The sequence below is a fragment of the Blastomonas sp. UPD001 genome, assembly GCF_003426715.1.
Lineage (GTDB): Bacteria > Pseudomonadota > Alphaproteobacteria > Sphingomonadales > Sphingomonadaceae > Blastomonas.
The window spans coordinates 678563-704747 of the sequence record NZ_QKVT01000001.1; the positions used below are offsets into that span (position 1 = coordinate 678563).

The 26185-nt window shown below is 65.0% G+C and carries 27 protein-coding genes and 1 riboswitch; of the genes, 16 read left to right on the forward strand and 11 right to left on the reverse strand.

Annotated elements, in window-relative coordinates; all coding sequences use genetic code 11:
- Positions 1-423 (reverse strand): MBL fold metallo-hydrolase (locus tag DM995_RS03235; protein ID WP_116968475.1); only part of this gene is annotated, 423 nt, incomplete at its 3' end.
- Positions 424-524: 101 nt separating this feature from the next.
- Positions 525-606, forward strand: a riboswitch (ZMP/ZTP riboswitch).
- A gap of 21 nt (positions 607-627) precedes the next feature.
- Here DM995_RS03235 and DM995_RS03240 point away from each other — a divergent pair.
- On the forward strand, positions 628-1311 hold the full coding sequence (locus DM995_RS03240; protein ID WP_116968476.1) for a DJ-1/PfpI family protein: 684 nt from the start codon (positions 628-630) through the stop codon (positions 1309-1311).
- A gap of 72 nt (positions 1312-1383) precedes the next feature.
- Here DM995_RS03240 and groL read toward each other — a convergent pair whose 3' ends face one another.
- Positions 1384-3036, reverse strand: a complete 1653-nt coding sequence (gene groL, locus DM995_RS03245) for a chaperonin GroEL (protein WP_023836321.1) — start codon at positions 3034-3036, stop codon at positions 1384-1386.
- Between the two features lie 50 nt (positions 3037-3086).
- The gene (gene groES, locus DM995_RS03250) at positions 3087-3374 is read right to left on the reverse strand and encodes a co-chaperone GroES (protein ID WP_031317559.1); all 288 of its coding nucleotides are present in this window, start codon (positions 3372-3374) and stop codon (positions 3087-3089) included.
- 286 nt (positions 3375-3660) lie between these two features.
- On the opposite strand from groES, the gene DM995_RS03255 reads away from it, so the two are divergent.
- From DM995_RS03255 to DM995_RS03315, 13 genes are all read left to right on the forward strand, one after another.
- Positions 3661-3948 carry a BufA1 family periplasmic bufferin-type metallophore gene (locus DM995_RS03255; protein ID WP_023836320.1) on the forward strand — a complete coding sequence of 96 codons (288 nt, stop codon included), beginning with the start codon at positions 3661-3663 and terminating at the stop codon, positions 3946-3948.
- A 75-nt stretch (positions 3949-4023) separates the two neighbouring features.
- Positions 4024-4872, forward strand: coding sequence for an MNIO family bufferin maturase (gene bufB, locus DM995_RS03260; RefSeq protein ID WP_116968477.1), 849 nt, complete (start codon positions 4024-4026; stop codon positions 4870-4872).
- Between the two features lie 4 nt (positions 4873-4876).
- Entirely contained in the window at positions 4877-5614 is a 738-nt protein-coding gene (locus DM995_RS03265) for an HvfC/BufC family peptide modification chaperone (RefSeq protein ID WP_116968478.1), read from the forward strand.
- Positions 5615-5686: 72 nt separating this feature from the next.
- The gene (locus DM995_RS03270) at positions 5687-6163 is read left to right on the forward strand and encodes a DoxX family protein (RefSeq protein WP_116970308.1); all 477 of its coding nucleotides are present in this window, start codon (positions 5687-5689) and stop codon (positions 6161-6163) included.
- A 115-nt stretch (positions 6164-6278) separates the two neighbouring features.
- Positions 6279-8150 (forward strand): signal peptide peptidase SppA, encoded by a 1872-nt coding sequence (gene sppA / locus DM995_RS03275; protein WP_116968479.1) that lies wholly within the window; start codon positions 6279-6281, stop codon positions 8148-8150.
- Positions 8151-8211: 61 nt separating this feature from the next.
- On the forward strand, positions 8212-8427 hold the full coding sequence (locus DM995_RS03280; RefSeq protein ID WP_116968480.1) for a hypothetical protein: 216 nt from the start codon (positions 8212-8214) through the stop codon (positions 8425-8427).
- 61 nt (positions 8428-8488) lie between these two features.
- Positions 8489-8881 carry a fluoride efflux transporter CrcB gene (gene crcB / locus DM995_RS03285; RefSeq protein ID WP_116968481.1) on the forward strand — a complete coding sequence of 131 codons (393 nt, stop codon included), beginning with the start codon at positions 8489-8491 and terminating at the stop codon, positions 8879-8881.
- Entirely contained in the window at positions 8878-10206 is a 1329-nt protein-coding gene (locus DM995_RS03290) for an RluA family pseudouridine synthase (protein ID WP_116968482.1), read from the forward strand. Before crcB ends, DM995_RS03290 begins: the two co-directional genes overlap by 4 nt.
- A gap of 6 nt (positions 10207-10212) precedes the next feature.
- Entirely contained in the window at positions 10213-10815 is a 603-nt protein-coding gene (locus DM995_RS03295) for an FMN-binding negative transcriptional regulator (RefSeq protein ID WP_116968483.1), read from the forward strand.
- Positions 10812-11480, forward strand: coding sequence for an HAD-IA family hydrolase (locus DM995_RS03300; protein ID WP_116968484.1), 669 nt, complete (start codon positions 10812-10814; stop codon positions 11478-11480). The genes DM995_RS03295 and DM995_RS03300 overlap by 4 nt, the downstream gene beginning before the upstream one ends.
- Positions 11477-11698, forward strand: coding sequence for a hypothetical protein (locus tag DM995_RS03305; RefSeq protein WP_116968485.1), 222 nt, complete (start codon positions 11477-11479; stop codon positions 11696-11698). Before DM995_RS03300 ends, DM995_RS03305 begins: the two co-directional genes overlap by 4 nt.
- A gap of 10 nt (positions 11699-11708) precedes the next feature.
- Complete coding sequence (locus tag DM995_RS03310; RefSeq protein WP_116968486.1) at positions 11709-12404, forward strand: ATP12 family chaperone protein; 696 nt, start codon at positions 11709-11711, stop codon at positions 12402-12404.
- A gap of 136 nt (positions 12405-12540) precedes the next feature.
- Complete coding sequence (locus DM995_RS03315) at positions 12541-13296, forward strand: hypothetical protein (RefSeq protein WP_116968487.1); 756 nt, start codon at positions 12541-12543, stop codon at positions 13294-13296.
- Between the two features lie 80 nt (positions 13297-13376).
- Here DM995_RS03315 and DM995_RS03320 read toward each other — a convergent pair whose 3' ends face one another.
- The 8 genes from DM995_RS03320 to DM995_RS03355 all read right to left on the reverse strand — a co-directional run bounded on the left by DM995_RS03320 (position 13377) and on the right by DM995_RS03355 (position 23395).
- Positions 13377-15404, reverse strand: a complete 2028-nt coding sequence (locus DM995_RS03320) for a 3-hydroxyacyl-CoA dehydrogenase NAD-binding domain-containing protein (RefSeq protein ID WP_116968488.1) — start codon at positions 15402-15404, stop codon at positions 13377-13379.
- 18 nt (positions 15405-15422) lie between these two features.
- A complete protein-coding gene (locus tag DM995_RS03325; RefSeq protein ID WP_116968489.1) occupies positions 15423-16643 on the reverse strand; it encodes a serine hydrolase domain-containing protein in 1221 nt (406 codons plus the stop codon).
- A 34-nt stretch (positions 16644-16677) separates the two neighbouring features.
- Entirely contained in the window at positions 16678-17469 is a 792-nt protein-coding gene (locus DM995_RS03330; RefSeq protein ID WP_116968490.1) for an SDR family NAD(P)-dependent oxidoreductase, read from the reverse strand.
- A 27-nt stretch (positions 17470-17496) separates the two neighbouring features.
- Positions 17497-18279, reverse strand: coding sequence for an SDR family NAD(P)-dependent oxidoreductase (locus DM995_RS03335; protein WP_023836304.1), 783 nt, complete (start codon positions 18277-18279; stop codon positions 17497-17499).
- Positions 18276-19349: a phosphotransferase family protein gene (locus tag DM995_RS03340; RefSeq protein WP_023836303.1), complete on the reverse strand. Its 1074-nt coding sequence runs from the start codon at positions 19347-19349 to the stop codon at positions 18276-18278. The genes DM995_RS03335 and DM995_RS03340 overlap by 4 nt, the downstream gene beginning before the upstream one ends.
- A 21-nt stretch (positions 19350-19370) precedes the next feature.
- Positions 19371-20453, reverse strand: a complete 1083-nt coding sequence (locus tag DM995_RS03345) for a Zn-dependent alcohol dehydrogenase (RefSeq protein WP_116968491.1) — start codon at positions 20451-20453, stop codon at positions 19371-19373.
- A gap of 192 nt (positions 20454-20645) precedes the next feature.
- The gene (locus tag DM995_RS03350) at positions 20646-21935 is read right to left on the reverse strand and encodes an acyl-CoA dehydrogenase family protein (RefSeq protein ID WP_023836301.1); all 1290 of its coding nucleotides are present in this window, start codon (positions 21933-21935) and stop codon (positions 20646-20648) included.
- Positions 21936-21961: 26 nt separating this feature from the next.
- Complete coding sequence (locus DM995_RS03355; RefSeq protein ID WP_232824011.1) at positions 21962-23395, reverse strand: MFS transporter; 1434 nt, start codon at positions 23393-23395, stop codon at positions 21962-21964.
- A 314-nt stretch (positions 23396-23709) separates the two neighbouring features.
- On the opposite strand from DM995_RS03355, the gene DM995_RS03360 reads away from it, so the two are divergent.
- Positions 23710-24891, forward strand: a complete 1182-nt coding sequence (locus tag DM995_RS03360; protein ID WP_031317555.1) for an acyl-CoA dehydrogenase family protein — start codon at positions 23710-23712, stop codon at positions 24889-24891.
- Between the two features lie 142 nt (positions 24892-25033).
- The gene (locus DM995_RS03365) at positions 25034-26170 is read left to right on the forward strand and encodes an acyl-CoA dehydrogenase family protein (protein WP_116968493.1); all 1137 of its coding nucleotides are present in this window, start codon (positions 25034-25036) and stop codon (positions 26168-26170) included.
- The last annotated feature ends 15 nt before the right edge of the window (positions 26171-26185 follow it).

Consider the following 26185-nt stretch of genomic DNA (forward strand, 5'->3'; position numbering starts at 1 on the left):
CGGACCGTAGACCGGCATCGGCTGCTTGCGGCCGCTCGCCGCCCAGCGCAGCATCAGCACCTCGCCCAGTCCGTCGATATGGTCCGAATGGAAATGGGTGAGCAGCGTCGCATCGATCCTGCCCAGCGGCACCCCGATCTCACCGATCCGCCGCCCCGCGCCGGAGCCTGAGTCGACCAGAAACAGTCGCTTGCCCGCCAGTACCAGCGTGCAGGGCCCTGAACGGTCGGGGTCGGGCAGGGGAGAGCCGGTGCCGCACAGGATGACGTGCAGCCCGTCGGGCAGACCGGCGGTTGCATCCTTGCCGTAATTCGCCTCGACCGCGCGGTTGAACACGATCTCGCCGAACCGATCGCGCGAAAACCAGGCTAGGCCCGCGATAATCGCGATGATGACGATCAGCCCGAGGACAACGCGGCGCATGAGCCCCTCCTGTATATTATGTCACTTATTGTGCCATAATATACGGGTATCTGCCAGCGCTTTGTATCGGACTTGGCGAAAGTTCGCCGGCACCCTATGCTCGGCCCACCCGCAACTGGCGCATCAGATGGATCACCATCGGGGAGCGGGCGCTTGTCACTGTCGCGCGCCTGGGCAATCCTCCTCGTACGAAAGGAACGCCCGATGACCGATGCGCCTCAATTTCATGTGGTTTTCGCGATTTTCGACCGGATCACCCAGCTCGATTTCACCGGACCGGCGCAGTTCCTCTGCCGGATGCCGGGAGCGAAGCTGCACGTGGCTGCCGCGACACTCGATCCGGTGATGACCGATGCCGGGTTCGCGATCGTGCCGACCGTAACCTTCGAGCATTGCCCGCAAGCGGACCTGTTGTGCGTGCCGGGCGGACTGGGGGTGCCCGCGGCCCTTGCCGCCACGCCGCTGATCGATTTCGTCCGCCGCCAGGGGGCATCTGCGCAATGGGTGACCAGCGTATGCACCGGCGCGTTCATCCTCGGGCGTGCCGGACTGCTCCAGGCCAAGCGTGCCACCACGCATTGGGGCTATACCGCGCAACTGCCACTGGTGGGGGCGACGCATGAGCCCGCGCGCACGGTATTCGACGGCAATGTCATCACCGCCGGTGGCGTAACATCGGGGATCGATTTCGCGCTGTCGGTCATCGCGCATCTGCACGGTGAGGATGTCGCGCGGTCAATTCAGCTCAGCCTTGAATATGATCCCGCACCGCCCTTTGCCGGGGGCACGCCCGCGACCAGCCCCGAGCCGATCGTCGCCATGATGCGCGAGCGCTTCTACGATGCCCGCGCGGCCGAGATGGAAGCCGCGCTCCTCGCCACCGCCTGACCCCACGAAAAAGGGCCGGAAGGTTTCCCCTCCGGCCCCATCTCTCTTGTCGGCTGTGCCGAACGGTCTGGATCAGAAATCCATTCCGCCCATGCCGCCCATGCCGCCGGGCATTCCGCCCATGCCGCCAGCAGCCGCCTTGTCTTCCGGAGCGTCGCAGATCGCGGCTTCGGTGGTGATCAGCAGACCAGCGACCGAGGCAGCATCCTGCAGCGCAGCGCGCACGACCTTGGTCGGGTCGATGACGCCGGCGGCGACGAGGTTTTCATAGGTGTCGGTCGCGGCGTTGAAGCCTAGCGTCGGATCGTTGCCGTCGAGCAGCTTGCCTGAGACCACCGCACCGTCGTGACCGGCATTCTGCGCGATCTGACGGACGGGGGCGAACAGCGCCTTGCGGATGATGTCGATACCGCGGGTCTGGTCGTCGTTCTCGCCGGTCAGGCCTTCGAGCGCCGAGGTGGCGTACAGCAGCGCCGTACCACCGCCGGGGACGATGCCTTCTTCGACAGCCGCACGGGTGGCGTGCAGCGCATCGTCGACGCGGTCCTTCTTTTCCTTCACTTCGACTTCCGAAGCACCGCCGACCTTGATCACGGCAACGCCGCCAGCGAGCTTGGCCAGACGCTCCTGGAGCTTCTCGCGGTCGTAATCGCTGGTGGTGTTGTCGATCTGGGTGCGGATCGCTTCGACGCGAGCCTTGATCGCATCGGCTTCACCGGCGCCATCGACGATGGTGGTGTTGTCCTTGTCGATCGAGACGCGCTTGGCCTGGCCGAGCATGCCGAGCGTGACGTTCTCGAGCTTGATGCCGAGGTCTTCGCTGATCATCTCGCCCTTCGACAGGATCGCGATGTCTTCGAGCATCGCCTTGCGACGGTCACCGAAGCCCGGAGCCTTGACGGCCGCGACCTTGAGGCCACCGCGCAGCTTGTTGACCACCAGGGTGGCCAGCGCTTCGCCTTCGATGTCCTCGGCGATGATCAGCAGCGGACGACCGGTCTGGACGACGGCTTCGAGGATCGGGAGCATCGCCTGCAGGTTCGACAGCTTCTTCTCGTGGATCAGGATATAGGGGTTATCCAGTTCCACGGTCATCTTGTCGGGGTTGGTGATGAAATAGGGCGACAGGTAACCGCGGTCGAACTGCATGCCTTCGACGACATCGAGCTCGAACTCGAGACCCTTGGCTTCCTCGACGGTGATCACGCCCTCCTTGCCGACGCGCTCCATGGCCTCGGCGATCTTCTCGCCGACTTCACGGTCGCCATTGGCCGAGATGATGCCGACCTGGGCAATCTCGTTCGAACCGGCCACGTCCTTCGAGCGGCTCTTCAGGTTCTCGACGACCTTGGTGACGGCGAGGTCGATGCCGCGCTTCAGGTCCATCGGGTTCATGCCGGCGGCCACCGACTTCATGCCTTCGCGCACGATCGCCTGCGCCAGAACGGTGGCGGTGGTGGTGCCGTCACCGGCAATGTCGTTGGTCTTGGAAGCGACTTCCTTGACCATCTGCGCGCCCATGTTCTCGAACTTGTCCTTCAGTTCGATTTCCTTGGCGACGCTGACGCCGTCCTTGGTGATGCGGGGGGCGCCGAAGCTCTTGTCGATGACGACGTTGCGGCCCTTGGGGCCCAGGGTCACCTTGACGGCATCGGCCAGGATATCCACGCCGCGCAGGATGCGTTCGCGTGCGTCGCGGCCAAACTTTACGTCTTTAGCTGCCATGAGAAATGTTCCTTCTTGTCGAATGAGGTCGGTGGGTCAGTCGGGCTGGATCAGCCGAGAATGCCCAGAATGTCGCTTTCCTTCATGATGATCCGGTCTTCGCCGTTGATCTTCACTTCGGTGCCCGACCACTTGCCGAACAGGATCTTGTCGCCGACCTTGACGTCGAGCGCGATGCGGTTGCCGGCTTCGTCACGGGTGCCTTCGCCGACGGCGATCACTTCGCCTTCCGACGGCTTTTCCTTCGCTGCGTCGGGGATGATGATCCCGCCAGCGGTCTTTTCCTCGGCTTCGATGCGGCGCACCAAAACCCGGTCGTGCAACGGACGAAATGTCATGCGTTAAGCCTTTCCTTGCGTCACTGAATGAGTGAACCCCCTTCGCGGCCGGCACAGGATGTTGCGCCCGCTCTCGCGATTAGCACTCGATTGGGGTGAGTGCTAACGAGCCGCTAGATAGCGCTGGAGCACGCGGGGTCAAGCGATTCACGCAGGAATTTTTTGCAGGCGGACGCAAATCGCGGTAACCTCGGGCCAGGCTCGCACGAAAGAGCGCTCTGACAGGCAGGCTGGAAAGCCGCGCTGTCCAACTTGCCAACCCGTCATTCTCGTGAAGGAACGTGCCATGTCCAATTCGATCATCACCCTCGGCGCTGCGGCCGCAGCCGTCCTCGCGGCCGCGACCGTCGCCGCAACCCCCGCCGCCGCCGCCGGCGAAAAGGAAAAGTGCTACGGCGTCTCGCTCAAAGGCAAGAACGACTGCGCCGCCGGCCCCGGCACCTCGTGCGCCGGCACCTCGACCGTCGACTATCAGGGCAACGCCTGGAAGTACGTCGCCAAGGGCGAATGCGCCAAGTTGGGCGGTTCGCTCACCGCGCTCAAGGGTGCCAAGAAGCCGACCCCGCGCGGCTGATGCCATGGCCTGTCCGGCGCTGGTGCCTTCCGGTTTGCCAGCGCCGACGGGCTTCCTGAGGTAGTTGTCAGGCCGATGCTTCCCCCGCTTGTTGGCATAGGGCTGAAACCCGCCCATTATCGCGACGTTCTCGAAACCGGACCCGATGCCCGGTTGCCCGGCTGGCTCGAGGTGCATCCGCAGAACTATTTCGTCGATGGGGGCCCGCCGCATCGCTGGCTTTCCGCGGTGGCGGAGCGTTATCCGCTGAGCTTTCACAGCGTCGGCCTGTCGATCGGCACGGCGCAAGGCCTGGACGAGGACGAACTGGAGCAGCTCGCACAGCTGTGTGCGCGCTACGAGCCTGCCAGCGTGTCCGATCACCTGAGCTGGTCGGGCAATGCCGATGATCGTTATCCCGACCTGCTGCCGATCGCCTATACCCGTGCTACCCTGGAGCATGTCGTCGAGCAGGTCGCGCGGGTGCATGACCGGCTGGGCCGCACCATCCTGATCGAAAATCCCTCGCGCTATCTCGCCTTCGCGCAGGACGAGATGGACGAGGTGGATTTCCTCGATGCCCTGTGCCGCCGCACGGGATGCGGCCTGCTGTTCGACATCAACAATGTCGAGGTCAGCTGCACCAATTTGCAGCTCGACCCCGAGGCCTATATCGATGCCATCGATGCCGCGCTGGTCGGCGAAATCCATCTCGCAGGGCACGCGACCGAATGGCATGACAACCGGCCGTTGCTGATCGACGATCATGGCAGCCACGTCACCGATCGCACTTGGGCGCTGTTCGATCGCTTCGTCCGCCGCGCGGGCGCAAGGCCGGTTCTGATCGAATGGGATACCAACCTCCCCGATTACGCGGTGCTGATCGCCGAGGCCGAGCGCGCGGGATCGATCATGGCCCGCGCCACCGCTGCCGTCGCGGCCTGATGCGATGGGCGATCTGCTGGATGACCAGGCGCGCTTCATCGCGGTTCTGCAAAAGGGGCCGTCGGTCTTTCCCGAAGGCCTGTTCGCCGATGCGCCGGAACGAGCCCTCCTCGGCCTCAAAGCGCATGCCAACACGATCAGCCATGCCCGGCTGGTCGCGCTCGAGGAAACCTATCCGCGCACCCGGGAACATCTGGGTGAAGCCGCGTTCAACGCCCTGTCGCGCGATTTCATCGAACGAGCAGAGGTCCGCCCGCGCAAGCTGATGCAGCTGGGCGAGGGGCTTGCGGACTTTCTCGCCGACCGGGTCCATGATGGGGCTGCGGTCGACCTCGCGCGGGTCGAATGGGCCTGGCTGCAAAGCTATCACGCCGCCGAGGCCGAGCCGCTGCAGCTGGCCGATCTCGCCGTGCTCGACGAAGACGGCCTGCTTGATCTCGGCCTCGCGCTGCACCCGGCGGCACGGCTGATCAGGACGCAGACGCCACTGCGACCACTAATGCCCGAGCTTGCCGAATGCGCCGCGCCCCACATGCGCTTTCTGCTGATCACTCGCCCGGCACACGAGGTGCTGCTGCACCCACTGGCCGCAATTTCCGCCGATCTGCTGAGGCAGACGCATTTTCCGGCCCCGATGCGTAACCTTCTCGCCCAGGTCATCGAACGCGCAGGAGAGGCAGAGGCGCTGCCGGCGATCTTCGCGCTCATCGGCGCAGGCGCGCTGGTGCGATCCCAGGGGTAGTCGGGCAGGGTGCCAGGCACCTCCGGGGGCGTCTCGATCTCGCTCCAGTCCAAACTTGCCGGATAGCTGATGATGAAAATCCTGATCCAACGCGGCCTTGCGCTGCTCGACAGCCCTGTGTTCAACGGCCTTGCGCTGCTGGTCGTGCGGCTCGCACTCGCGGCGCAGTTCTGGCGGTCGGCACGGACCAAGGTGGAGGAGGGGAGCTTCCTCACCATCAACCCGATCACCTATGATCTGTTCCGCGACGAATATCATATGCCCGCGCCCGAGATCACCGGCACGGTCGCGACCTATGCCGAGCATGCGCTGCCGATCCTGGTGATGCTGGGCCTGGCGACGCGCTTTGGCGCAGCTGGGCTGTTCGTCATGACCGCGGTGATCCAGCTGTTCGTCTATCCCGAAGCCTTCTGGAACCCACATGTGATGTGGTTCGGCCTCGCGATCATCCTCATCGCGCGCGGCGGCGGGCTGTTCGCGCTCGACCGGCTGTTCGATCGCCGCCTCGCGCCCGCCATGCCGCCGCGCACATCGGGCTTCGCGCACTGACCCCAAGTCGGCGGTCGAACCGCATCACCCGTCTGTCGCGCGAGGCAGTGGCAAATGATCCCGGGCTCGCCTAGATAGGGTGCCTGGGGCATGTCCGCCCGATGCGGAGCAGATAATGGGTTTTGTGAAAGGCGCCTGGAAGGTGCTGGTGGCGATCAAGGACGGTCTGGTCCTGCTCGCGATGCTGATGTTCTTCGGTCTGATCCTGGCGGCCTTGTCGTGGCGGCCCAATCCGGCGGCGGTGACCGACGGCGCTCTGCTCGTCAAGCTGGACGGCGTGATCGTCGAGGAGCCCGAGAATATCGATCCCTTTGCCACGGTCCTCGGCGGCCGGGCGCCGCTCAAACAGTATCGCGAACGCGACCTGATCCGCGCGATCGACACCGCGGCGACCGACGACCGGATCAAGGTCATTGTGCTCGATCTCGCCAGCTTCATGGGCGGCGGTCAGGTCTCGCTAGAACAGGTGGGCGAGGCGATCGGCCGCGCCAAGGCCAAGGGCAAGCCAGTGCTGAGCTTTGCCACCTTCTACAGCGATGCAGCCTATATGCTGGCCGCGCACGGTAGCGAGATCTGGGTCGACCCGATGGGCGGCGCGGCGTTCACTGGCCCCGGCGGCTCGCGACTCTACTACAAGGACGCGCTCGATCGCTTCAAGGTGACCGCGCATGTCTATCGCGTCGGTACGTTCAAGAGCGCGGTTGAACCCTATCTGCGTTCCGACCAGTCGCCCGAGGCCGAGCAGGCACTGCTCGCGGTCTATCGCCCGATCTGGGACAACTGGCAGGCAACCGTCAGGAAGGCGCGGCCGCAGGCCGATATTGCCGGACTGATCGCCGACCCCGCAGGCGCGGTGACCGCGGCGAATGGCGACCTGGTCAAGATCGCCACCGATCGCAAGATCGTCGACAAGGTCGGCGACCGCACGGCCTTCGGCAAGCGCGTGGCCAAGCTCGCGGGCGCCGACGAGGACGAAGGCCCCGGCGCGTTCAAGCACACTAATCTGAAGGACTGGGTTGCGGCCAATCCCGCCAAGACCGGCGGCGACGAGGTACAGGTCGTGACCATCGCGGGCACCATCGTCGATGGCGAGGCCGGCCCCGGAACCGCAGGCGGTGATCGCATCGAGAAGCTGCTCCACGACGGGCTTCAGCGCGACAATGTCAAGGCGCTGGTGGTTCGCGTCGATTCGCCCGGCGGGTCGGCGTTCGCGTCCGAACAGATCCGCCGCGCGATCGAGGAATATCGCGCGCGCAAGATCCCGGTCATCATCTCGATGGGCAATGTCGCTGCCAGCGGCGGCTATTGGGTCGCGACTGCAGGCGATCAGATCTTCGCCGAGCCTTCGACGATCACCGGATCGATCGGCATCTTCGCGGTACTGCCCAGCTTCGAGCGCGCGCTCGCCGAATATGGCGTCAGGGCCGATGGCGTCGCGACCACGCCGCTATCGGGCCAGCCCGACCTGCTGGGCGGATTCAACAGCACCGTCGATACCTTCATCCAGGGCACGATCGAGCATGACTATCGCCGCTTCCTGGCGCTGGTCGGCAAGGCGCGCGGGATGAGCGTCGATGAGGTCGACAACATCGCGCAGGGCCGCGTCTGGGATGGCGGCACCGCGCGCCAGATCAAGCTGGTCGACCGGTTCGGATCGATTGACGATGCGATTGCCGAGGCGGCGAAGCGCGCCAAGCTGGGCAAGGACAGCTATAGCGTGAAATATCTCGAGACCGAGCCCGATCCGTTCGAGCAGTTCGTCTCGGGCATGTTCGCGCCCGCCGAAGAGGAGAAGCAGGCGAGCGGCCTGGTTGCCCGGCTTGCCTGGCAGCAGCGCGCGGCGCTGGGGCAGGTGCTCGGCGATCTAAACGTGCTGGGCGGGGCAGAGGGCGTCCAGGCCTGGTGTCTCGAATGCTCGGGGGCTCTGCCGCCGCGCCATGTCGCGAGGGCCGATGCAAGCTGGCTGACGGCGCTGTTCAAAGGCTGAGGGAACCGGCCTGGGCGGTTCGCGTATCGACACGAGAACCCACTCGATCAGGAGCAAGCAGATGACCGAACAGGCCCAGAACCCGAACGCCGGCAAGGAATTTGGCGAAGGCAATTACAAGGCCGCGCAGAATTATCGCGAAGCCCAGGAAGACTTTGCCGCCGACAAGCAGCAGGTCGAGGCAAAGGCGCGCGAAGCCGCCGACGCGCTCGATGGCCCCGAAGCTGCCGACCTCGAACAGGCCGAAGCCGCCGCGCGCGATGGCCACGCGGCCTGACGGTCGGCTGTACAACGAATAATTCTTCACAATGCGCGTCCAATCCCGCTAAGGCGGTGACATGGACGCGCATTTGACTTTCAAGGCCACCGGTCTGGTGATGGCGGGCGGCGCAATCGGCGCGGCGCTGCGATTTCAGGCGACGCAGTTTGCCATCCGCCTCGGTCAGACCGGCTACCCCCTCGCTACGCTTTCGGTCAATGTGCTCGGCTGCCTCGCAATGGGCGTGCTCGCCGCGCTGGTATTCAAGGGCCAGATCGCCGAGCCGATGCGGCTGTTTCTCGGTGTCGGCGTGCTTGGCGGGTTCACGACCTTTTCGGCCTTTTCGCTCGAACTCTTCCAGATGCTCGAGCGCGGTGCGGCTTTGACCGCGCTGGGCTATGGGCTGGCATCGGTGCTGCTGTCGCTCGCGGCGGTTGCCGCCGGTTTCGTTGTCACGAGGTCGTTCGCATGAAGCCGCCGATCAGGACACCCGCACGCAAGCCTGCCGATCGAAAGCCGAGCGGCCCGCGCCGTCCATCGCCGGGCCGCACGCGCACCGCAGGCGTGGGCGCTTCGATCTCGAAGGAATCGGCCGAAGCGCGGCAGTTCACCGTCGACGCGGACGATGACGGCATCCGGCTCGATCGCTGGTTCCACCGACACCTGCCCGATGTGAACTTCAACCTTGTCTCGCGCTGGGCGCGCACCGGCCAGGTCCGGCTCGACGGCAAGCGCGTTGGCCCCGGGGACCGCATCGCCTCCGGCCAGACGATCCGCATTCCCCCCGCCGATGGCGATACCGATCGCCCCGCCGCCAAGCCTGCGCCGCGCACGCTCAGCGAGGATCAGGTCGCGTTCGCGCAATCGCTAGTCATTCACAAGGATCGCGCGGCACTGGTCATCAACAAGCCGCCGGGCCTCGCCACCCAGGGTGGCACACGCACGCATGCGCATGTCGATGGCCTGACCGAGGCGCTGATGTACGAAAGCCCGGTGCGGCCCAAGCTAGTCCACCGGCTCGACAAGGATACCTCGGGCGCCTTGCTGCTCGCGCGCTCGCCGGGCAGCGCCGCCTATTTCTCCAAGCGCTTTGCCGGGCGCAGCGCCAAGAAGATCTACTGGGCGCTGGTCGTCGGCGTGCCCGACATCTATTCGGGGCTGATCGAGCTGCCTATCGCCAAGCAGCCCGGGACCGGCGGCGAGAAGATGCATGTCGATACCGAAAATGGTCAGCCGTCGCGCACCGCCTATCAGGTGATAGAACGCGCCGGATCGCGCGCGGCCTGGGTCGCGCTGCAGCCGTTCACGGGCCGCACGCACCAGCTGCGCGTCCATCTCGCCGCGATCGGCCATCCGATTGTCGGCGACGGCAAATATGGCGGCCCCGATGCGTTCCTGACCGGCACGATCAGCCGCAAGATGCACCTGCACGCGCGCCGGCTGAAGATCGCGCATCCCGATGGCCCCGCCATCGACGTGATCGCCGACCTTCCCGAGCATTTCGCCGATTCGATGGACCAGCTGGGCTTCGATCTGTCACTGGGCGATGCCGCCTTTGCCGATGACAGCCCGCCGCCCGCGACGCGCGAGGTCAAGAAGCAGCAGGCCAAGGCGCATGCCAAGACGCTGCGCAAGGAACGGCGCGGCGAACGGCGCAGCCGGTCGACCGCAGCCCCCAAGGCCAAGGGCAGCGCACCGGCACGGCCCAAAAAGGCCGCGAAGCCAGCCGCGGCGCCGAAAGCGCCGGGCCGCGCCCGTCCCGGTCCATCACGTCCGACGCCCAGCGGCAAGGGATGACGGCCAATGCACCCCAACCGGGCCTTTGACATTCGCGACACTGCGACCATGCGCTCGGTGGTGAACGAGCGCATGTTCGGGCTGATGGTGGCATCGACGCGCAAGGGCCTTCGCGTCGCGCAGGTGCCGGTGCTGCTCGATGGCGGGGACAGGCTGCACTTTCACCTCGCGCGCAACAACCCTGTGGGACAGCTGGCCGATGGCAGCGAGGTCCTGTTCCTGTGCAACGGGCCGGATGGCTATATCAGTCCCGACTGGTACGGGCTCCCCGACCAGGTGCCGACCTGGAACTATGTTTCGATCGAGCTTGCAGGGACGATCCACCGCTTGCCCGATGCCGAGCTGCCGGGGATCGTGGAGCGACTGAGTTCGGCGCAGGAACAGCGGCTTCACCCCAAGCGCGAATGGCACCATCGCAAGATGGACCAGGCGCTGTTCACACGGATGCTCAAGGGCATTGCCGCCTATGCGATGATCGTCAGCGAATGGCGCGGCACGGCGAAGCTCGGCCAGAACAAGTCGCCTGACGTCCGGATCAGAGCGGCCGCCGGGGTCCGCGAGCAGGGCAATCCCGCGCTTGCCGATCTGATGGTCGGGGGGCTTGCATGAGCGTGCAGCTGGCGATCTTCGACTGCGACGGGACGCTGGTCGACAGCCAGGCCAATATCTGCAAGGCCATGGAAATGGCCTATGCTGCCGAAGGGCTGGGCCATCCCGACCATCATCTGGTGCGGCGGATCGTCGGTCTGTCGCTGGTGGAAGCGATGCGGGTGATGCTGCCGGAAGCGGACCCGGGCTTTCACGTCGTCCTGGCCGATCATTACAAGAACGCGTTTCACGAGCTCCGCGGCAACGGCACGCTGCAGCATGAACCGCTCTATGACGGCCTGCCCGAACTGCTCGACCGGCTCGATGCGGCGGGCTGGCTGCTCGCAGTCGCCACCGGCAAGTCCGATCGCGGGCTCGACCTGTGCCTGAAGCATCATGGCATCAGGCAGCGCTTCGTTTCGCTGCAGACCGCCGACCGTCATCCCTCCAAGCCGCATCCGTCGATGATCTACCAGGCGCTCGCCGATGCCGGGGCCGAGCCGGTGCATGCCGTGATGATCGGCGATACCAGCTATGACATGGCGATGGGCGTGGCGGCGAACGTTCGCCCGATCGGCGTCGACTGGGGCTATCATGATGCGCACGAACTGGAATCGGCAGGCGCTGCCTCGATCGCGTTCGACATGGACCAGCTCTTCGACCAGATCACGGGTAACCGAACGTGAGCCCCGAAGACCAGCGCGCCAGGTCGCGTTTTTTCATCATTGGCGCAGCGCGGCTGGCCGGCGCAGTGACCATCGCGCTGGCGATTGCGATCAGCTACGGCAGGATCGGCGGGGTTCCCGGCGAGCTTGGCTATGCGTTGCTGGCACTGGGGGTGGTCGAATTCCTGGTCATCCCGCAACTGCTGGTGAAGCGCTGGAAATCCCCGCCCTCCGAATGATCCGGACCCGATGAAACGTTTCTACAAGACCGTCACCACCGAGCCTGTCGAGGCAGGCCGCGCGCTGCTGCTCGACGGCCGCAGCGTCAAGACACCGTTGCGCGCTCCGCTGATATTGCCGACGGCTGCGCTCGCTGAAGCTGTCGCGGCCGAATGGGACGCGCAGGGCGAGGAGATCGTCATCGCGGCGATGCCGCTTACCGGCTTTGCCAATGCCGCGATCGACCAGGTCGTGCCAAACCGGCTGCGCTTCGTCGACGACATTGTCGCTTATGGCGAGACCGACACCCTGTGTTATCGCGCCGACCCGGGCGATCCGTTGGCCGAGCGGCAGGACCGGGACTGGGAGCCGATCCTGCAATGGGCGGAAAATCGCTACGATATCAGGATGATCCGCGTCGCCGGGATCATCCATCAGCCGCAATCGTCGCACAGCCTGTCCCGATTGCGATCGGTGGTGGCGGCGATGGATCCGTTCGTGCTGGCCGGGTTTTCGACCCTTGCGGCGATAGGCGGGTCGCTGATCGGTGCGCTCGCACTTTGGGAGCAAGCCTTTGATTCCGGGACAATCTGGCGCGCAATCTGTCTCGAAGAGCTGTGGCAGGAGGAGCTGTGGGGCGCAGATGCAGAGGCTGTCGCCGCGCGCGAGCATCGACGGGGCGCATTTGACGCTGCGTGGCGGTTTTGCTGTACTATCAAAGGCTAAGGCCGGAACGATGGCGTTGTACCTGCGTTTTTGAAACGTTGCTGTCGTTTTTTCGATGGTGCAGCAGACCCGCTTCAGCAGGCCGACAGGTCGCCGGGGTTATCGCTGCACAGTCCCAATCAGGAGATATTATTCGATGATCAAGTCCGCCGTTACCGCCCTGTTTCTCTCCACCGCCATGCTCGCAGCGCCTGCCATGGCGCAGGATGCAGCCGCGCCGGCTGGCCAGCCCGCAGCACCCGCAGGACAGGCCGCCGCAGGGCAGGCTGCCGCACCGGCGCTGACGCCCGAACAGGTCGAGGCGCAGAACAAGGCGATCGCCGATTTCACTGCGGCGCAGCAGGCGCAGGCCGCTGGCAACCATGCCGAGGTGATCGCAAAGCTCGAACCCGCCTTGCCGACCATTCGCGAGATCGCCTCGCGCGACCCGGCCAATATCCAGAATGCCGGCTTTCTGGCGAGCGCGCTGACCATCACCGCCAATTCGCAGGGCGCACTGGGCAAGATCGACGCGATTCCGCCGCTCTATTCGGAAGCCGCGCCGCAATGGACCAAGGTCTATCAGGCCGACAAGGCCAACGCGGGTGTGCGCAACACGCTGGTCGCTATCCTGGTCAACCTCGGCAATTTCAGCCTGACGCAGCAGGACAAGACGGCCGCCAAGCCGCATTTCGAACAGGCGCTGGCCATCGCCAAGGAAGGCCGTGCGACTGACCCGGCCAATGCGGACCTCGCCAATGCCGAATTTTCGAGCCTGATCGGCCTCAATCAGGCTACCGGTGAGGCGAGCTATCTCGAGGCGGCCAAGCCGGTCGGCACCGAGCTTCGCGAAAAGGGCATCGTCAGCGCGGCGAACAAGCCCGCCGTGGATGCCATTCTCGGGGCGGCATAAGCTGCTTTTGTAGCCCAATCACAGAAAGGCCCGCCGGAGCGATCCGGCGGGCTTTCTTGTATCAGGGCTAAACTGCGGGCTCAGAACCCTTCGTTCTTCTCTGCCTTTTCCGCGAGTAGCGGCGACACGGTGAAGCCGTGCTTCTTCAGCCCCTCGACAATCTTGGGCGTGCCTTCGAGCCCGGCCCAGAACATCGGGCCGCCGCGGTAGACCGGCCAGCCATAGCCATAGATCCACACCACATCGATGTCCGATGCGCGCTGCGCCATGCCTTCTTCGAGGATCATCGCGCCCTCGTTGACCATGGTGTAGAGCGTGCGCTCGATGATCTCCTGGTCGCTGATCTCGCGCTTGGGCATGTTCGAGCGCGAGCGGAAATCCTCGATGATCTCGGCGACGCGCGCGCTGGGCGTGGGGTTGCGCTTCTCGTCATAGTCGTAGAAGCCCGCGCCCTTTTTCTGGCCCCAGCGATTTTCCGCGCACAGCGCATCGCGGATGCTCTCGATCCGGCTCGGATCGCGGTGCCAGCCGATATCGACACCCGCGAGGTCACTCATCTGGAACGGCCCCATCGGCATGCCGAACTCGACATGGACGCGGTCGATCTGTTCGGGCGTCGCGCCTTCCATCAGCAGCTTGTTGGCTTCGACCTGACGCGGCATCAGCATGCGATTGCCGATAAAGCCGTGGCAGACGCCTGCGACCACCGCGACCTTCTTGATCTTCTTCGACAGCGCCATCACCGTCGCCAGCACGTCATCGGCGGTCTTCGCACCGCGCACGACCTCGAGCAGCTTCATGACATTGGCGGGCGAGAAGAAGTGCATGCCGAGCACGTCCTGCGGACGGCTGGTCGAGGCGGCGATCTCGTCGACATTGAGATAGCTGGTGTTGCTCGCCAGGATCGCGCCCGGCTTGGCAATCGCGTCGAGCTTGCCGAACACCTCCTTCTTGACGTCCATGTTCTCGAAGATCGCCTCGATGATCAGGTCGCAATCGGCGAGGTCATCGAGAGAGAGCGAAGGCGTGAGCAGCCCCATCGCCTTTTCCACCTGCTCGGTGGTGAGGCGGCCCTTCGACGCGCTCGCCTCGTAATTCTTGCGCACCACGCCGACGCCGCGATTGAGCGCCTCTTCGGCCTGTTCGACGATCGTCACCGGAATGCCGGCCGACAGGAAGTTCATGGTGATGCCGCCGCCCATCGTGCCCGCGCCGATCACGCCGACCTTGGTGATCGGGCGCAGCGCGATGTCGTTCGCGATACCGTCGATCTTGCTCGCCTTGCGCTCGGCGAAGAAGATGTGGCGCTGCGCTGCCGATTGCGATCCAAACATCAGCTTCATGAACTCGCCACGTTCGAACTCCAGACCCTCGGCAAAGGGCAGGCGGGTCGCCGCCTCGACACAGGCGATGTTCGCAGCCGGTGCATCGAAGCCGCGGAACTTGCGCGCGTTTTCCTTCCTGAACGCCTCGATCGCCTCGGGATCGGCCTTGACCTCGCGCTCGCTGATCCGGGGGACGGGGCGCACGCCCTTGACCTTCTCGGCAAAGGCCAGCGCGCCTTCGAGCAGCTTGCCTTCCTCGACCACCTCATCGACCAGGCCCCACTGGTTCGCCAGCTTGGCGGGGATGGGATCGCCCTTGGCAGTCATTTCGAGCGCGGCCTTGACGCCGACGACGCGCGGCAGGCGCTGCGTGCCGCCCGCGCCGGGCAGCAGGCCGAGCTTCACCTCGGGCACGCCCAGCTTGGCCGAGGGAACGGCGACGCGATAATGCGCGCACAGGGCGGTCTCGAGGCCGCCGCCAAGCGCGGTGCCGTGGATCGCGGCGACCACCGGCTTGTCGAGCGCTTCCATCTTGGCGATGACCGCAGGCAGCATCGGCTCGACTGGCGGCTTGCCGAATTCGGTAATGTCGGCCCCGGCAAAGAAGGTCTGCCCGGCGCAGATCAGCACCACGGCCTTGATGCTGTCGTCGCTGGCGGCTTCATCGAAGGCCTTGTCGAGGCCGATGCGCACGGCCGCGCCCAGCGCGTTGACCGGCGGGCTGTCCGAGGTGACGACGAGAATGTCGCCATGTTTGGCGGTGGAAATCGGCGAATCGGTCATGGATCGGGTTCCTTGTGTCTATTCGACCGCGGCGTAGAGCATCGACTTGATCTCGCGCCGGATCGGGTAGGTGCTGGACGGCATCAGCTGTGTCATGAAGATCATGATCACATCCTCTGCCGGGTCGACGAAAAAGGCGGTCGAGAACATGCCGCCCCAGTAGAAATCGCCATTCGATCCCGCGACGCCGGTCGCGGCATTGTCGATGGTGGTGGCAAAGCCGAGGCCGAAGCCCGCGCCGGCATTTTCTGCCTCGCTGAACAGCGCCTTGCTGTGCTGGGTGAGGTCGCCGCCGCCCGGCAGGTGGTTCGCGACCATCAGGTCGAGCGTCTTGCGGCCGAGGATGCGCGCGCCATCGAGCCTGCCACCGTTGAGAAGCATGCGGCAGAACCGGTGATAGTCCGACAGGGTCGAGGCCATGCCGCCGCCGCCCGAAAGCTGGCTGGGCTTGCGGCCCCAGGCGGTGGTCGCGCCGGGATCGTAGAGCTTCATCTTCTCGGTCGGGTGGAAGACATAGCAATCGGGCACGCGGTCGAGCTTGTCTTCCGGGATCTGGAAATGCGTGTCGACCATGCCGAGCGGCTTCGTGATGCGGTCGGCGATCACCTCGTCGAGCGGCTTGTCGTCCATCCGCTGCAGGATCGCGCCGAGGATGTCGGTCGAGATCGAATAGTTCCACGCGGTACCGGGGTCGAACTGCAGCGGTATCTGTGCGAGGATCTTGATGAACTCCTCGAGATCGGGCCCGGCAAAGGCCTCGAGCTTGCGCGCGCGATAGGCGGCGTCGATCGGCGTGCGCTCCTGGAAGCCATAGGTCAGGCCCGAGGTGTGTCGCAGCAGGTCGATCATCCGCATCGGCTGCGCGGTCGGCCGCGTGACGAAGGGCTGTGCGCCGCCGCCCGAGACGAACACGCCGAGGTCCTTCCATTCGGGGATGATGCGGTGCACCGGATCGGACAAGGCGATGCGGCCTTCCTCGACCAGCTGCATGAACGCGACCGAGGTGATCGGCTTGGTCATGCTGGCGATGCGGAAGATCGCATCCTCCCGGAGCGGTTGTCCTTCGCGGGCATTGCCCTGCAGCGAGAGGTGCGCCAGCTCGTGCCCGCGTCCGATCAGCAGGGCGGCATGGGGGAGGCGACCGGGTTCGAGATATTTCGACTGGATATGGGCAGGAATGCGCTCGAGCAGCGTCTGGTTGAAGCCAAGGTCGGCCGGATCGGACACAGAGAGAGTCATCAGGTAACTTTCATTTCTCCAGGGAGGACGAGGATCAGGTGGCCGTCTGGCCGAAGCGCTGCCGCGCATAGGGGTGCGAACTGGTGAGCCCGCCATCGACGACGAGCGCGTGGCCGTTGACATAGCTCGAACGATCCGACGCCAGGAACAAGGCCGCCTCGGCAATCTCGTTCGGCACGCCGCCGCGCTGCATCGGATTGAGCTGGCCGATCTTGTCCTCGAAGCCCTTTTCGCGCGCCTTGGTATAGATGATCTCGGTCATGCCGGTCTCGATCAGCCCGGGGCAGATGGCGTTGCAGCGCACGTTGCTGCCGGTGAGCTGCTGTGCGCCGATGCGCACCAGGTTGATCACGCCCGCCTTGCTCGCGGTATAGGCCGGACCGCCCGCGCCCGAGCGAAGCCCCGCGACCGAGGCGGTGCAGATGATCGACCCGCCGTTTCCGCTATCGGCCATCACCTTGCCCGCATGCTTGATCGCGAGGAACGGGCCGATCAGGTTGATCTTCAGGATGCGCTCCCATTCCTCGACGGTCTGGTCGAAAATGCCCTCGAACCCGCCCGAAACGCCCGCATTGGCAAAGAACACGTCGAGCCGCCCGTGCAGCTCGATCGCCTTGGCGACGAGCATCTGGACATCGGCCTCGCTGCTGGCATCGGCCTGGACGGCGGTGATGGCATCGGGGTTCTGCGCCGCTGTGTCGTCCTGCTTGCCGGTAATGTCGGTGGCGATGACCTTCGCGCCGTGCTTGGCGAACAGCAGCGAACTTGCACGGCCTATGCCGCTGCCCGCGCCGGTAACGATTGCAACCTTGCCTTGCAGATCCATGGAATGTCCTCTCCTCGTGCGCGGGGCCTAGAGCGCCGCTGCTATGGTTGTGCCGCCATCAATCACGATCGACTGGCCGGTGATATAGGTCGATGCATCCGATGCCAGAAACACCGCTGCGCCTGCAATTTCGTCGGGCTGGCCGATGCGGCGCAGCGGGGTGATCCGGCGGACATAGCCCATGACCTTCTCGTCCTCCCACAGCGCGCGCGCCATGTCGGTCTGGATCAGCCCCGGCGCGATGCAATTCACGCGGATCGCTTCGGGCCCCAGCTCATAGGCCAGGTTGCGTGCCAGCTGGAAGTCCGCCGCCTTGCTGATATTGTAGACGCCGATGCTGCCCGATCCCTGCATCCCGCCGATCGACGAGACGATGATCACCGATCCCTTGCCGACGGCGCGCATGTCGGGCAGCGCCATCTGGATCAGCCAGTGGTTGGACAGGATGTTGTTGTCCATGATCTTGCGGAACTGGTCGTCGCTGATGCCCGCCATCGGACCGTAATAGGGGTTGCTGGCGGCATTGCAGACCAGGACGTCGATCGGCCCCAGTTCCGCGCGGGTGCGGTCGACCAGGTTCTGCAGGTCGTCCTTGCGCGAGATGCTCGCCGCGACCGCGATTGCGGTGCCTGCGCCATATTGCGCGTTGAGCTCGGCGGCGACGGTATCGCAGGCGTCCTGATTGCGGCTCGAGATCGCCACCTTGGCGCCATGCGCGGCCAGTTTGCGCGCGATCGCCGCGCCGATTCCGCGCGACGAACCGGTGACGATCGCCACGCGGCCGGTCAGGTCGAAGCTGCCGTTGCTCATTGCGCGCCGGCCTTCTTGGCATATTCCCACGCTGCCTGGGCAAGCGGGATCACGCGCTGCGCCATCTGCGCGGCCTGCGCGCTCGAGGCGGTGCCGTCGATCACGCGCTTCTTGATCCCCTGCAGGATCGCGGCGATGCGGAACTGGTTATAGGCGAGATACCAGTCCATGTCGGGCACCTCGTCCAAGCCGGCCTTTTCGACATAGCGCGCGAGCGCCTCTTCCAGCGTCGGGATGCCCAGCGCCTTGACGTCAACGCCGAGCAGGCCATTGCGGCCCTCGGCGGGCTGGACCCAGCTCATCAGGAAATAGCTCAGGTCCGCGATCGGATCGCCCAGGGTCGAAAGCTCCCAGTCGAGCAGCGCGATGACGCGCGGCTCGTCGTGCGCGAAGATCATGTTGTCGATGCGGAAATCGCCATGCGCGATGCCGAAGCCGCGCTGTTCGGGCACGGTCTTTTCCAGCCACTCGATGAGCTTATCCATCTCCGGAATCGTCTCGGTCTCGGACAACCGGTACTGCTTGGTCCAGCGTGAGATCTGGCGCGCGCAGTAATTGCCGGGCTTGCCGTAGTCCTCCAGCCCGATCGCGGCGGGATCGAAGCTGTGCAGATGCGCCAGCGTGTCGATCATCGCGTTATAGATCGCGGTGCGCTGTTCGGGGGTCTTGCCCGGCAGCGTGCCGTCCCAATAGCTGGCGCCATCGGTGAACGCCATGACGTAGAACATCGATCCGATGACCGAGTCATCCTCGCACAGGCCGAACTGGCGCGAGACGGGGAAGCCCTGATCGTAGAGCGCAGCCTGGACGCGATACTCGCGGTCCACCGCATGCGCCGAGGGCAGCAGCGGGCCGAAGGGCTTGCGCCGCAGCACATAGGCCGCTTTCGGCGTGGTCACCTTGTAGGTCGGGTTCGACTGGCCGCCCTTGAACTTGGAGAGGGTGAGCGGGCCTTCGAAGCCCTCGACATTCGCCTCGAACCAGCGGGTCAGGCTCGCCTCGTCCAGCCTGTCCTGCTCGGGCACGTCCATCGTGCCGGTCATCGTCGCCTGTGCGTCGATCTGTTCCATTCCAGAAAATCCCCACCCGGTTCAATTATAGACGATCACCGATCGCGCAGAATCACCGACTCTGAGCGCGTCGAATGCCTCGTTGATGCGTCCCAGCGGCAATCGTTCGGCAATGATCGTGTCGAGGTCAAGCATTCCGCGCATGTAGAACTCGACAAGGCGTGGAATTTCAACCGGAAAACGGTTGTTGCCCATCAGCGAGCCCTGCAGCTTCTTGCCCTGCAGCAGCTCCATCGCGCTAAGGCCTACCTTTTCGGCCAACGGCATCATGCCCAGGATCGTCGCGGTTCCGCCCCGCCGCAGCACTTTCACCGCCATATTGGCGGAAGCCGGACGCCCCACCGCCTCGATCGCATGGTGCACGCCGCCCTTGGTCAGCTCGATCACCTGCTCGGCCGCGCCGTCGGCGCTGGCATCGATACAGTCGGTCGCGCCGAGCTTTTCGGCGAGCGCGCGCTTGTCGGCCACGGGGTCGATCGCAATGATGCGGCCCGCGCCCGCGATCTTCGCCGCGTTGACCGCTGCGAGCCCCACGCCGCCGCAGCCGACGATCGCGACCGTCTCGCCCGGGGTCACGTCCGCTGCATTGAACACCGCACCCGCGCCCGTCGTCACCGCGCAACCAATCACGCAGGCCCGGTCGAGCGGCATGTCGGGGTTGATCGCGACACAGGCATGTTCGTGCACCAGCATCTGTTCGGCATAGGCCGACAGGTTGAGCAGCTGGTTGACCGGCGCGCCATCCATGCTGAGCCGCGGGGATTGGTGCGGCCCCCGCTTGGTGTCCTGCCCAGTGCACAGTGCCATGCGCCCGGTCACGCAGAATTCGCAATGGCCGCAATAGGCGCTGAGGCACGTGACCACCGCATCGCCGGGCTTCACCGTGGTCACGCCATCGCCTACAGCCTCGACGACGCCCGCCGCCTCATGGCCGGGGACAAAGGGCAGGGGGGCGGGATAGCTGCCATCGACGAAATGCAGGTCCGATCGGCACACGCCGGTGGCGGCGGTGCGGATCAGCACCTCGCGCGGGCCGGGCTTGTCGATCGTGACGTCGCGGATCTCGAGCGGCTTGCCCGGTTCGAAACAGATGGCAGCTTTCATGGGTCTCTCCAATACTCCTCGCCCCTTGAGGGGAGAGGACAGGAAGGCTTGGTCCGGCACAGCCGAGCCCTAGCCGGACTTGGAGAGAGGCGGCGGGATAGCATCGGCGTTGCAACCCCTCTCCAACTGCGCCTGGCGGGCCAGCCCGCAAGGCTCCGTTTCCTCTCCCCCATGGGGGAGAGGACATTTCCGTCACCGCGCGACGCCGAGATCACCCGAGCTGAAGCCGCCCTCGGTATCGTTCGCGCCGTGCTTGCCCATTTCGAGCCGGGCGATGGTGCGGTTGTGCACCTCGTCCGGACCGTCGGCGAGGCGCAGCGTGCGCATGTGCGCATAGGCCTTGGCGAGACCGAAATCCTCGCTGACGCCGGCGCCGCCATGCGCCTGGATCGCATCGTCGATCACCTTGAGCGCGATCCGGGGGGCTGCGACCTTGATCATCGCGATTTCGGCCTTGGCGTATTTGTTGCCGACCTTGTCCATCATGTCCGCGGCCTTGAGGCAGAGCAGACGCGTCATCTCGATATCGATGCGGGCTTCGGCGATGCGCTGTTCCCAGATCGAATGCTCCGAAATCCGCTTGCCGAAAGCGACGCGCGACTGGAGGCGGCGGACCATCTTGGCCAGCGCCTCTTCCGCCACGCCGATGGTGCGCATGCAGTGATGGATGCGGCCCGGGCCAAGGCGGCCCTGCGCGATCTCGAAGCCGCGGCCCTCGCCGAGCAGCATGTTGCTCGCCGGGATGCGCACGTCCTTGAGCTCGATCTCCATATGGCCGTGCGGCGCATCATCATAGCCGAAGACCGGCAGGTGGCGCAGGATGTTCACGCCGGGCGCGTCGAGCGGCATCAGCACCATCGACTGCTGCGCGTGGCGCTTGGCCTCGAAATCGGTCTTCCCCATGACGATCGCGATCTTGCAGCGCGGATCGCCGGCTCCGGACGACCACCATTTGCGGCCGTTGATGACATATTCGTCGCCCTCGCGGCGGATCGAGGTCTCGATATTGGTCGCATCCGACGAGGCGACCTGCGGCTCGGTCATCAGGAAGGCCGAACGGATCTCGCCGTTCATCAGCGGTTTCAGCCACTGCTCCTTGTGCGCGGCGGTGCCATATCGGTGCAGCACCTCCATGTTGCCGGTATCGGGCGCGGAGCAGTTGAAGATCTCGCTCGCCATCTCGACGCGGCCCATTTCCTCGGCGCACAGCGCATATTCAAGATTGGTGAGACCGGGGCCGTCGAATTCGAAGCTGTCATCAACATGCGGCAGATTGGGGTTCGACGGTGGCATGAACAGGTTCCAAATGCCTGCGGCCTTGGCCTTGGCCTTCTCATCCTCGATGACCTGCAGCACCTTCCAGCGCCCGCCCTCGGCCTGTTGCGCGTAATAGTCCTTCACGCGCGGGCGGACATGCGCCTCAATATGGCTGCGGACGCGGTCGCGCCAATAGGCCTGGCGCTCGGTAAGGTCAAAATCCATGGCTCATCTTCCTTTCGTGAAACTCATCAGGGTTGGGCGATCTGGGCCAGACGCGCCTCATGATCGGCACGGCCCAGGGGAAAGCGGCTGAACAGCCAGGCACAGGCCAGGCCGATCACCGTCGTGGCGATGGCAAAGGTAAGGGCGAGGCGGTCGATCACGTCCGGCGCGACCTTGCCCGGTTCGGCATTGTCGGGGAATCCCGCTATGGCGAGGATCAGCGCGGAGGCGAGGATGCCAAGCCCGCCGATGCATTTCTGCATGAAGAAGAATCCGGCGAAGAAGATGCCCTCGGTGCGCTTGCCGGTCTCGGCCTCGCTGGCGTCAGTGACATCAGCGATCATCGAGCTGATCATCATCATCGAGCAGATGCCGAAGGTGACCGACAGCGCGATCAGCGACAGGATGACCAGGGTCGTCGTGCCGCTGCCCGTCGCTGGGAACAACCCTGCCAGCCGCAGCCAATAGGGCGCGGTCGCGAACATCAGCGACAGCAGCGACGCGATGGCCGCGGTGCGCGGCTTTTCGAGGCGGCGCGAGGCGGGCCCCACGATGAAGAACGCGAGCGCGACCCCCAGGAACAGCACGAACGGGTAGATGTTGAAGACGCTCTGTTCGAACTCCCAGACATACAGCATCAGATAGTTGGTCAGCGCGAAGAACAGCCCCTGATTGGCAAAGGCGCAAACCCCGGCGGCGAGCAGCAGCTGGAACGGCTTGAAGCGCAACGCGGCGATAAAGTCCCTGAGGCCGTGCGAAGGGAAAGCGGGCGCATCGGTATTGGGGTGCGCGAGCAGACGGTGCGTGCCCAGCGCCGAGACCACGACTGACACGATCATCACCACCGAGCCGACCAGCGCATAGCGATGATAGCCATTGGGGTTGAGCACGCCATTGTCATAGCCGGGCTCGGGCACGAGCAGCAGCGCATAGGCGGCATAGAGCATGACCAGCCCGCCGAGCCAGCCGAACAGGAAGCGGTAGCGCAGCACCTCGGTGCGTTCGTGATAGTCGCGCGTCATCTCGGGCAGCATGGCGAGTGCAGGGACCTCATAGGCCGAGAAGGAAAAGCGCACCGCCATCGCCACGGCGATGAGGTAGAAGAACAGCGCGCCGTTGCTCCATTCGGGCGGGTTCCACAGCAGCAGCCACGACAATGCGATCGGCAGCGCCGCGCCGTAGAGCCAGGGGTGGCGGCGACCCCAGCGGCTGCGCGTGGCATCCGAGCGGTGGCCGACAAACGGATCGAAGAATGCATCAGCGACCAGCGCCAGCGCGACGGCGAGCCCGACCTGCTCTGCCGGCATGCCGATGACCTGGTTGAAATAGATCAGCAGGAAGACGGCAAAGCCGTTGTCCTTGATGCCATAAGCGACCGAACCGAATCCGAAGGCGAGCTTGGTGCCCATCGACACCTTCTGCGCCCTTACGGGCAGGGGAGGGGCGGCTGGGGCAGTCATGCGGCGCGCGCGCACGTCCCAGGGTGCAGCCCGGTCGCACGGCGCCGATGCACCCGCGATGCGATGGCCTGCAGGGCCCGCTGCATTGATTCTCTCCTGTCCGTGTCCCTTGGGCCGATACCATATGGCAGCTACCGTAAACGTCAACTGCCGTGAGGGTGACGTTACGGCATCCGGCCTAGGATTCAACAGGCTTGCAGCCGCCTTGCGTCCACCATAGACTGGCCCGCGACGGACGGTTTTGGCCGCAGGAAAAGCTTCCCGGCCAGAGCCCGTTGGGACCCGAAACGAATTCAGGCGCAGAGAGGATGACGATGAGCGATCTCGATCAGTTCAGGACAGAAGTGCGCGCATGGCTGGAGGAAAATTGCCCCGCCGAGATGCGCGAGCCGGTGCGCGGCGATGACGACGTGTGCTGGGGTGGACGCAACTGGCAGTTCAAGAACGAGGCGCAGAAGCTGTGGCTCGAACGCTGCGTCGCCAAGGGCTATACCGTGCCCGACTGGCCCAAGCCGTATGGCGGTGCCGGCCTGTCCGCGGCCGAAACCAAGATCCTGCGCCAGGAGATGGCCCGGATCGGCGCCCGTCCGCCGCTGTCGAGCTTCGGCATCTGGATGCTTGGCCCCGCTTTGCTGCACTTCGGCACGGAAGAGCAGAAGGTGCATTATCTGAACCAGATCGCGCGCGGCGAAATCCGCTGGTGCCAGGGCTATTCGGAGCCGGGTTCGGGATCGGACCTCGTGTCCCTGCAGACCTATGGCGAGGACAAGGGCGACCACTGGGTGGTTAACGGCCAGAAGATCTGGACCAGCTATGCCGACAAGTGCGACTGGATCTTCTGCCTGGTCCGCACCGACAAGACGAACAAGTATCAGGGCATCTCGTTCCTGCTGTTCGACATGGAGACGCCCGGCGTCACCACCAAGCCGATCAAGCTGATCAGCGGCAATTCGCCCTTCTGCGAGACGTTCTTCGACAATGTCGTGGTGCCCAAGCATCAGATCGTCGGCGAACTCAACCGCGGCTGGGACGTCGCCAAGTATCTGCTCGGACATGAGCGCGAGATGATCTCGGGCGGCGGCCTGGGCGATGGCGCACCCTCGCTCGGCGCCCAGCTCAAGAACTCGATCGGCACCAATGGCCTTGGCCAGCTCGACGACGGCATCCTGCGCGCCGAACTCGCGCAGTTCGATGTCGATGCGCTGGCGTTCAAGGCGATGGCCGAGCGCTTCGGCGACGAGATGAAGGCGGGCAAGGGCCACCCCGCCCAGCCCAACATGATGAAATATGCCGGGACCGAGCTCAACAAGCGGCGCCATGAGCTGGTGATGGCGGGCAATGGCTCGGACGCGCTCGAATGGGAAAGCGAAGCCTCGAAGGGCGGTGCCAAGGCGCGCAACTGGCTGCGCACCAAGGCGAACAGCATCGAGGGCGGCACCAGCGAGGTGATGCTCAACGTCATCTCCAAGCGCATCCTCGACCTGCCGGGCGCTTGAGCCATTATGGCCCTCTCCTCTTGAGGGGAGAGGGTTGGGAGAGGGGGCAACCCTCTCGTTTTTCTCATCATTCAAAGGGCCGGGCAGGGCTTCGTTCCCCTCTCCCCGGCCCTCTCCCCTGAAGGGGAGAGGGAGATCTAAAATGCCCATGTTCCTCAACGAAGACCAAGCCATGCTGCGCGACAGCGCGCGCGAATTTCTCAAGACCGAAGCCCCGGTCAGCCATATGCGCAAGCTGCGCGACGAGGGCTGCAAGGACGGTTTCCGCCACGCGCTGTGGAAGCAGTTCGGCGAGATGGGCTTTACCGGCATCCTGATCGGCGAAGACGATGGCGGCCTGGGCCTCGGCCATGTCGAGGCGGGCGTGGTGCTGGAAGAGATCGGCCGCAATCTTTCGCCTTCGCCGTTCCTGACCACGGCAGTGGCGGGCGTGTCGGCGCTGAACCATGGCGGCCAGCATCTCAAGGACAAGTTCTTCCCCGGCATCCTCGCGGGCGAGACCGTGCTGGCGCTGGCGATCGACGAGCATGCCAAGCACCGCCCGGCGCAGATCGCGACCAAGGCGGAAAAATCGGGCAACGGCTTCAAGCTCAGCGGCAAGAAGCAGTTCGTGGTCCAGGGCGCGAGCGCCGATGCGCTGATCGTCGCCGCGCGCACTGCTGGCGCGCCAGGCGAGACCGACGGGATCACGCTGTTCGTGGTCGACAAGGACGCCGCCAACATGGCGATCGACAACACCCGGCTGGTCGACAGCTCGATGGCCGCGCATGTCACGCTCGACGGTGTCGAGGTCGATGGCGATGCGGTGATCGGCGATGTCGACAATGGCTGGCAGGTGCTCTCGGCGCTGCTCAAGGCGGGTCGTGCGGGCTCTGCCGCCGAGCTGGTCGGCGTCGGCTCGGGCGCGATGGACATGACCGTCGATTATCTCAAGCAGCGCAAGCAGTTCGGCCGTCTGATCGGCGAATTCCAGGCGCTCCAGCATCGCGCAGCGCATCTGTACAGCGAGATGGAAATCGCGCGCGCCGCCGTGCTCAAGGCGCAGCAGCTGCTCGACGAGGGCCAGGACAGCGCCGACATCTTCGTTTCGGTTGCCAAGGCCAAGGCCGGGCGCAGCGCCAATCTGGCGGTGCGCGAGGGCGTGCAGATGCACGGCGGCATCGGCATGACCGACGAGTACGACATCGGCTTCTACATGAAGCGCGATCGGGCGCTCAACGAGTTCATGGGCGATGCGAACTTCCACGCAGGCCGCGTCGCCGAGATCTTTGGGTATTGATCCCGCCTCTCCCCT

Coding starts and splice junctions, on each gene's coding strand:
- DM995_RS03355 (WP_232824011.1), bottom strand. CDS start 23,395: ATGACTGCCCCAGCCGCCCCTCCCCTGCCCGTAAGGGCGCAGAAGGTG.
- DM995_RS03240 (WP_116968476.1), top strand. CDS start 628: ATGACCGATGCGCCTCAATTTCATGTGGTTTTCGCGATTTTCGACCGG.
- DM995_RS03300 (WP_116968484.1), top strand. CDS start 10,812: ATGAGCGTGCAGCTGGCGATCTTCGACTGCGACGGGACGCTGGTCGAC.
- groL (WP_023836321.1), bottom strand. CDS start 3,036: ATGGCAGCTAAAGACGTAAAGTTTGGCCGCGACGCACGCGAACGCATC.
- DM995_RS03280 (WP_116968480.1), top strand. CDS start 8,212: ATGACCGAACAGGCCCAGAACCCGAACGCCGGCAAGGAATTTGGCGAA.
- DM995_RS03345 (WP_116968491.1), bottom strand. CDS start 20,453: ATGAAAGCTGCCATCTGTTTCGAACCGGGCAAGCCGCTCGAGATCCGC.
- DM995_RS03270 (WP_116970308.1), top strand. CDS start 5,687: ATGAAAATCCTGATCCAACGCGGCCTTGCGCTGCTCGACAGCCCTGTG.
- DM995_RS03265 (WP_116968478.1), top strand. CDS start 4,877: ATGGGCGATCTGCTGGATGACCAGGCGCGCTTCATCGCGGTTCTGCAA.
- DM995_RS03325 (WP_116968489.1), bottom strand. CDS start 16,643: ATGACTCTCTCTGTGTCCGATCCGGCCGACCTTGGCTTCAACCAGACG.
- DM995_RS03320 (WP_116968488.1), bottom strand. CDS start 15,404: ATGACCGATTCGCCGATTTCCACCGCCAAACATGGCGACATTCTCGTC.
- DM995_RS03360 (WP_031317555.1), top strand. CDS start 23,710: ATGAGCGATCTCGATCAGTTCAGGACAGAAGTGCGCGCATGGCTGGAG.
- DM995_RS03295 (WP_116968483.1), top strand. CDS start 10,213: ATGCACCCCAACCGGGCCTTTGACATTCGCGACACTGCGACCATGCGC.
- groES (WP_031317559.1), bottom strand. CDS start 3,374: ATGACATTTCGTCCGTTGCACGACCGGGTTTTGGTGCGCCGCATCGAA.
- DM995_RS03310 (WP_116968486.1), top strand. CDS start 11,709: ATGAAACGTTTCTACAAGACCGTCACCACCGAGCCTGTCGAGGCAGGC.
- bufB (WP_116968477.1), top strand. CDS start 4,024: ATGCTTCCCCCGCTTGTTGGCATAGGGCTGAAACCCGCCCATTATCGC.
- DM995_RS03255 (WP_023836320.1), top strand. CDS start 3,661: ATGTCCAATTCGATCATCACCCTCGGCGCTGCGGCCGCAGCCGTCCTC.
- sppA (WP_116968479.1), top strand. CDS start 6,279: ATGGGTTTTGTGAAAGGCGCCTGGAAGGTGCTGGTGGCGATCAAGGAC.
- DM995_RS03290 (WP_116968482.1), top strand. CDS start 8,878: ATGAAGCCGCCGATCAGGACACCCGCACGCAAGCCTGCCGATCGAAAG.
- crcB (WP_116968481.1), top strand. CDS start 8,489: ATGGACGCGCATTTGACTTTCAAGGCCACCGGTCTGGTGATGGCGGGC.
- DM995_RS03330 (WP_116968490.1), bottom strand. CDS start 17,469: ATGGATCTGCAAGGCAAGGTTGCAATCGTTACCGGCGCGGGCAGCGGC.
- DM995_RS03315 (WP_116968487.1), top strand. CDS start 12,541: ATGATCAAGTCCGCCGTTACCGCCCTGTTTCTCTCCACCGCCATGCTC.
- DM995_RS03335 (WP_023836304.1), bottom strand. CDS start 18,279: ATGAGCAACGGCAGCTTCGACCTGACCGGCCGCGTGGCGATCGTCACC.
- DM995_RS03365 (WP_116968493.1), top strand. CDS start 25,034: ATGCCCATGTTCCTCAACGAAGACCAAGCCATGCTGCGCGACAGCGCG.
- DM995_RS03350 (WP_023836301.1), bottom strand. CDS start 21,935: ATGGATTTTGACCTTACCGAGCGCCAGGCCTATTGGCGCGACCGCGTC.
- DM995_RS03340 (WP_023836303.1), bottom strand. CDS start 19,349: ATGGAACAGATCGACGCACAGGCGACGATGACCGGCACGATGGACGTG.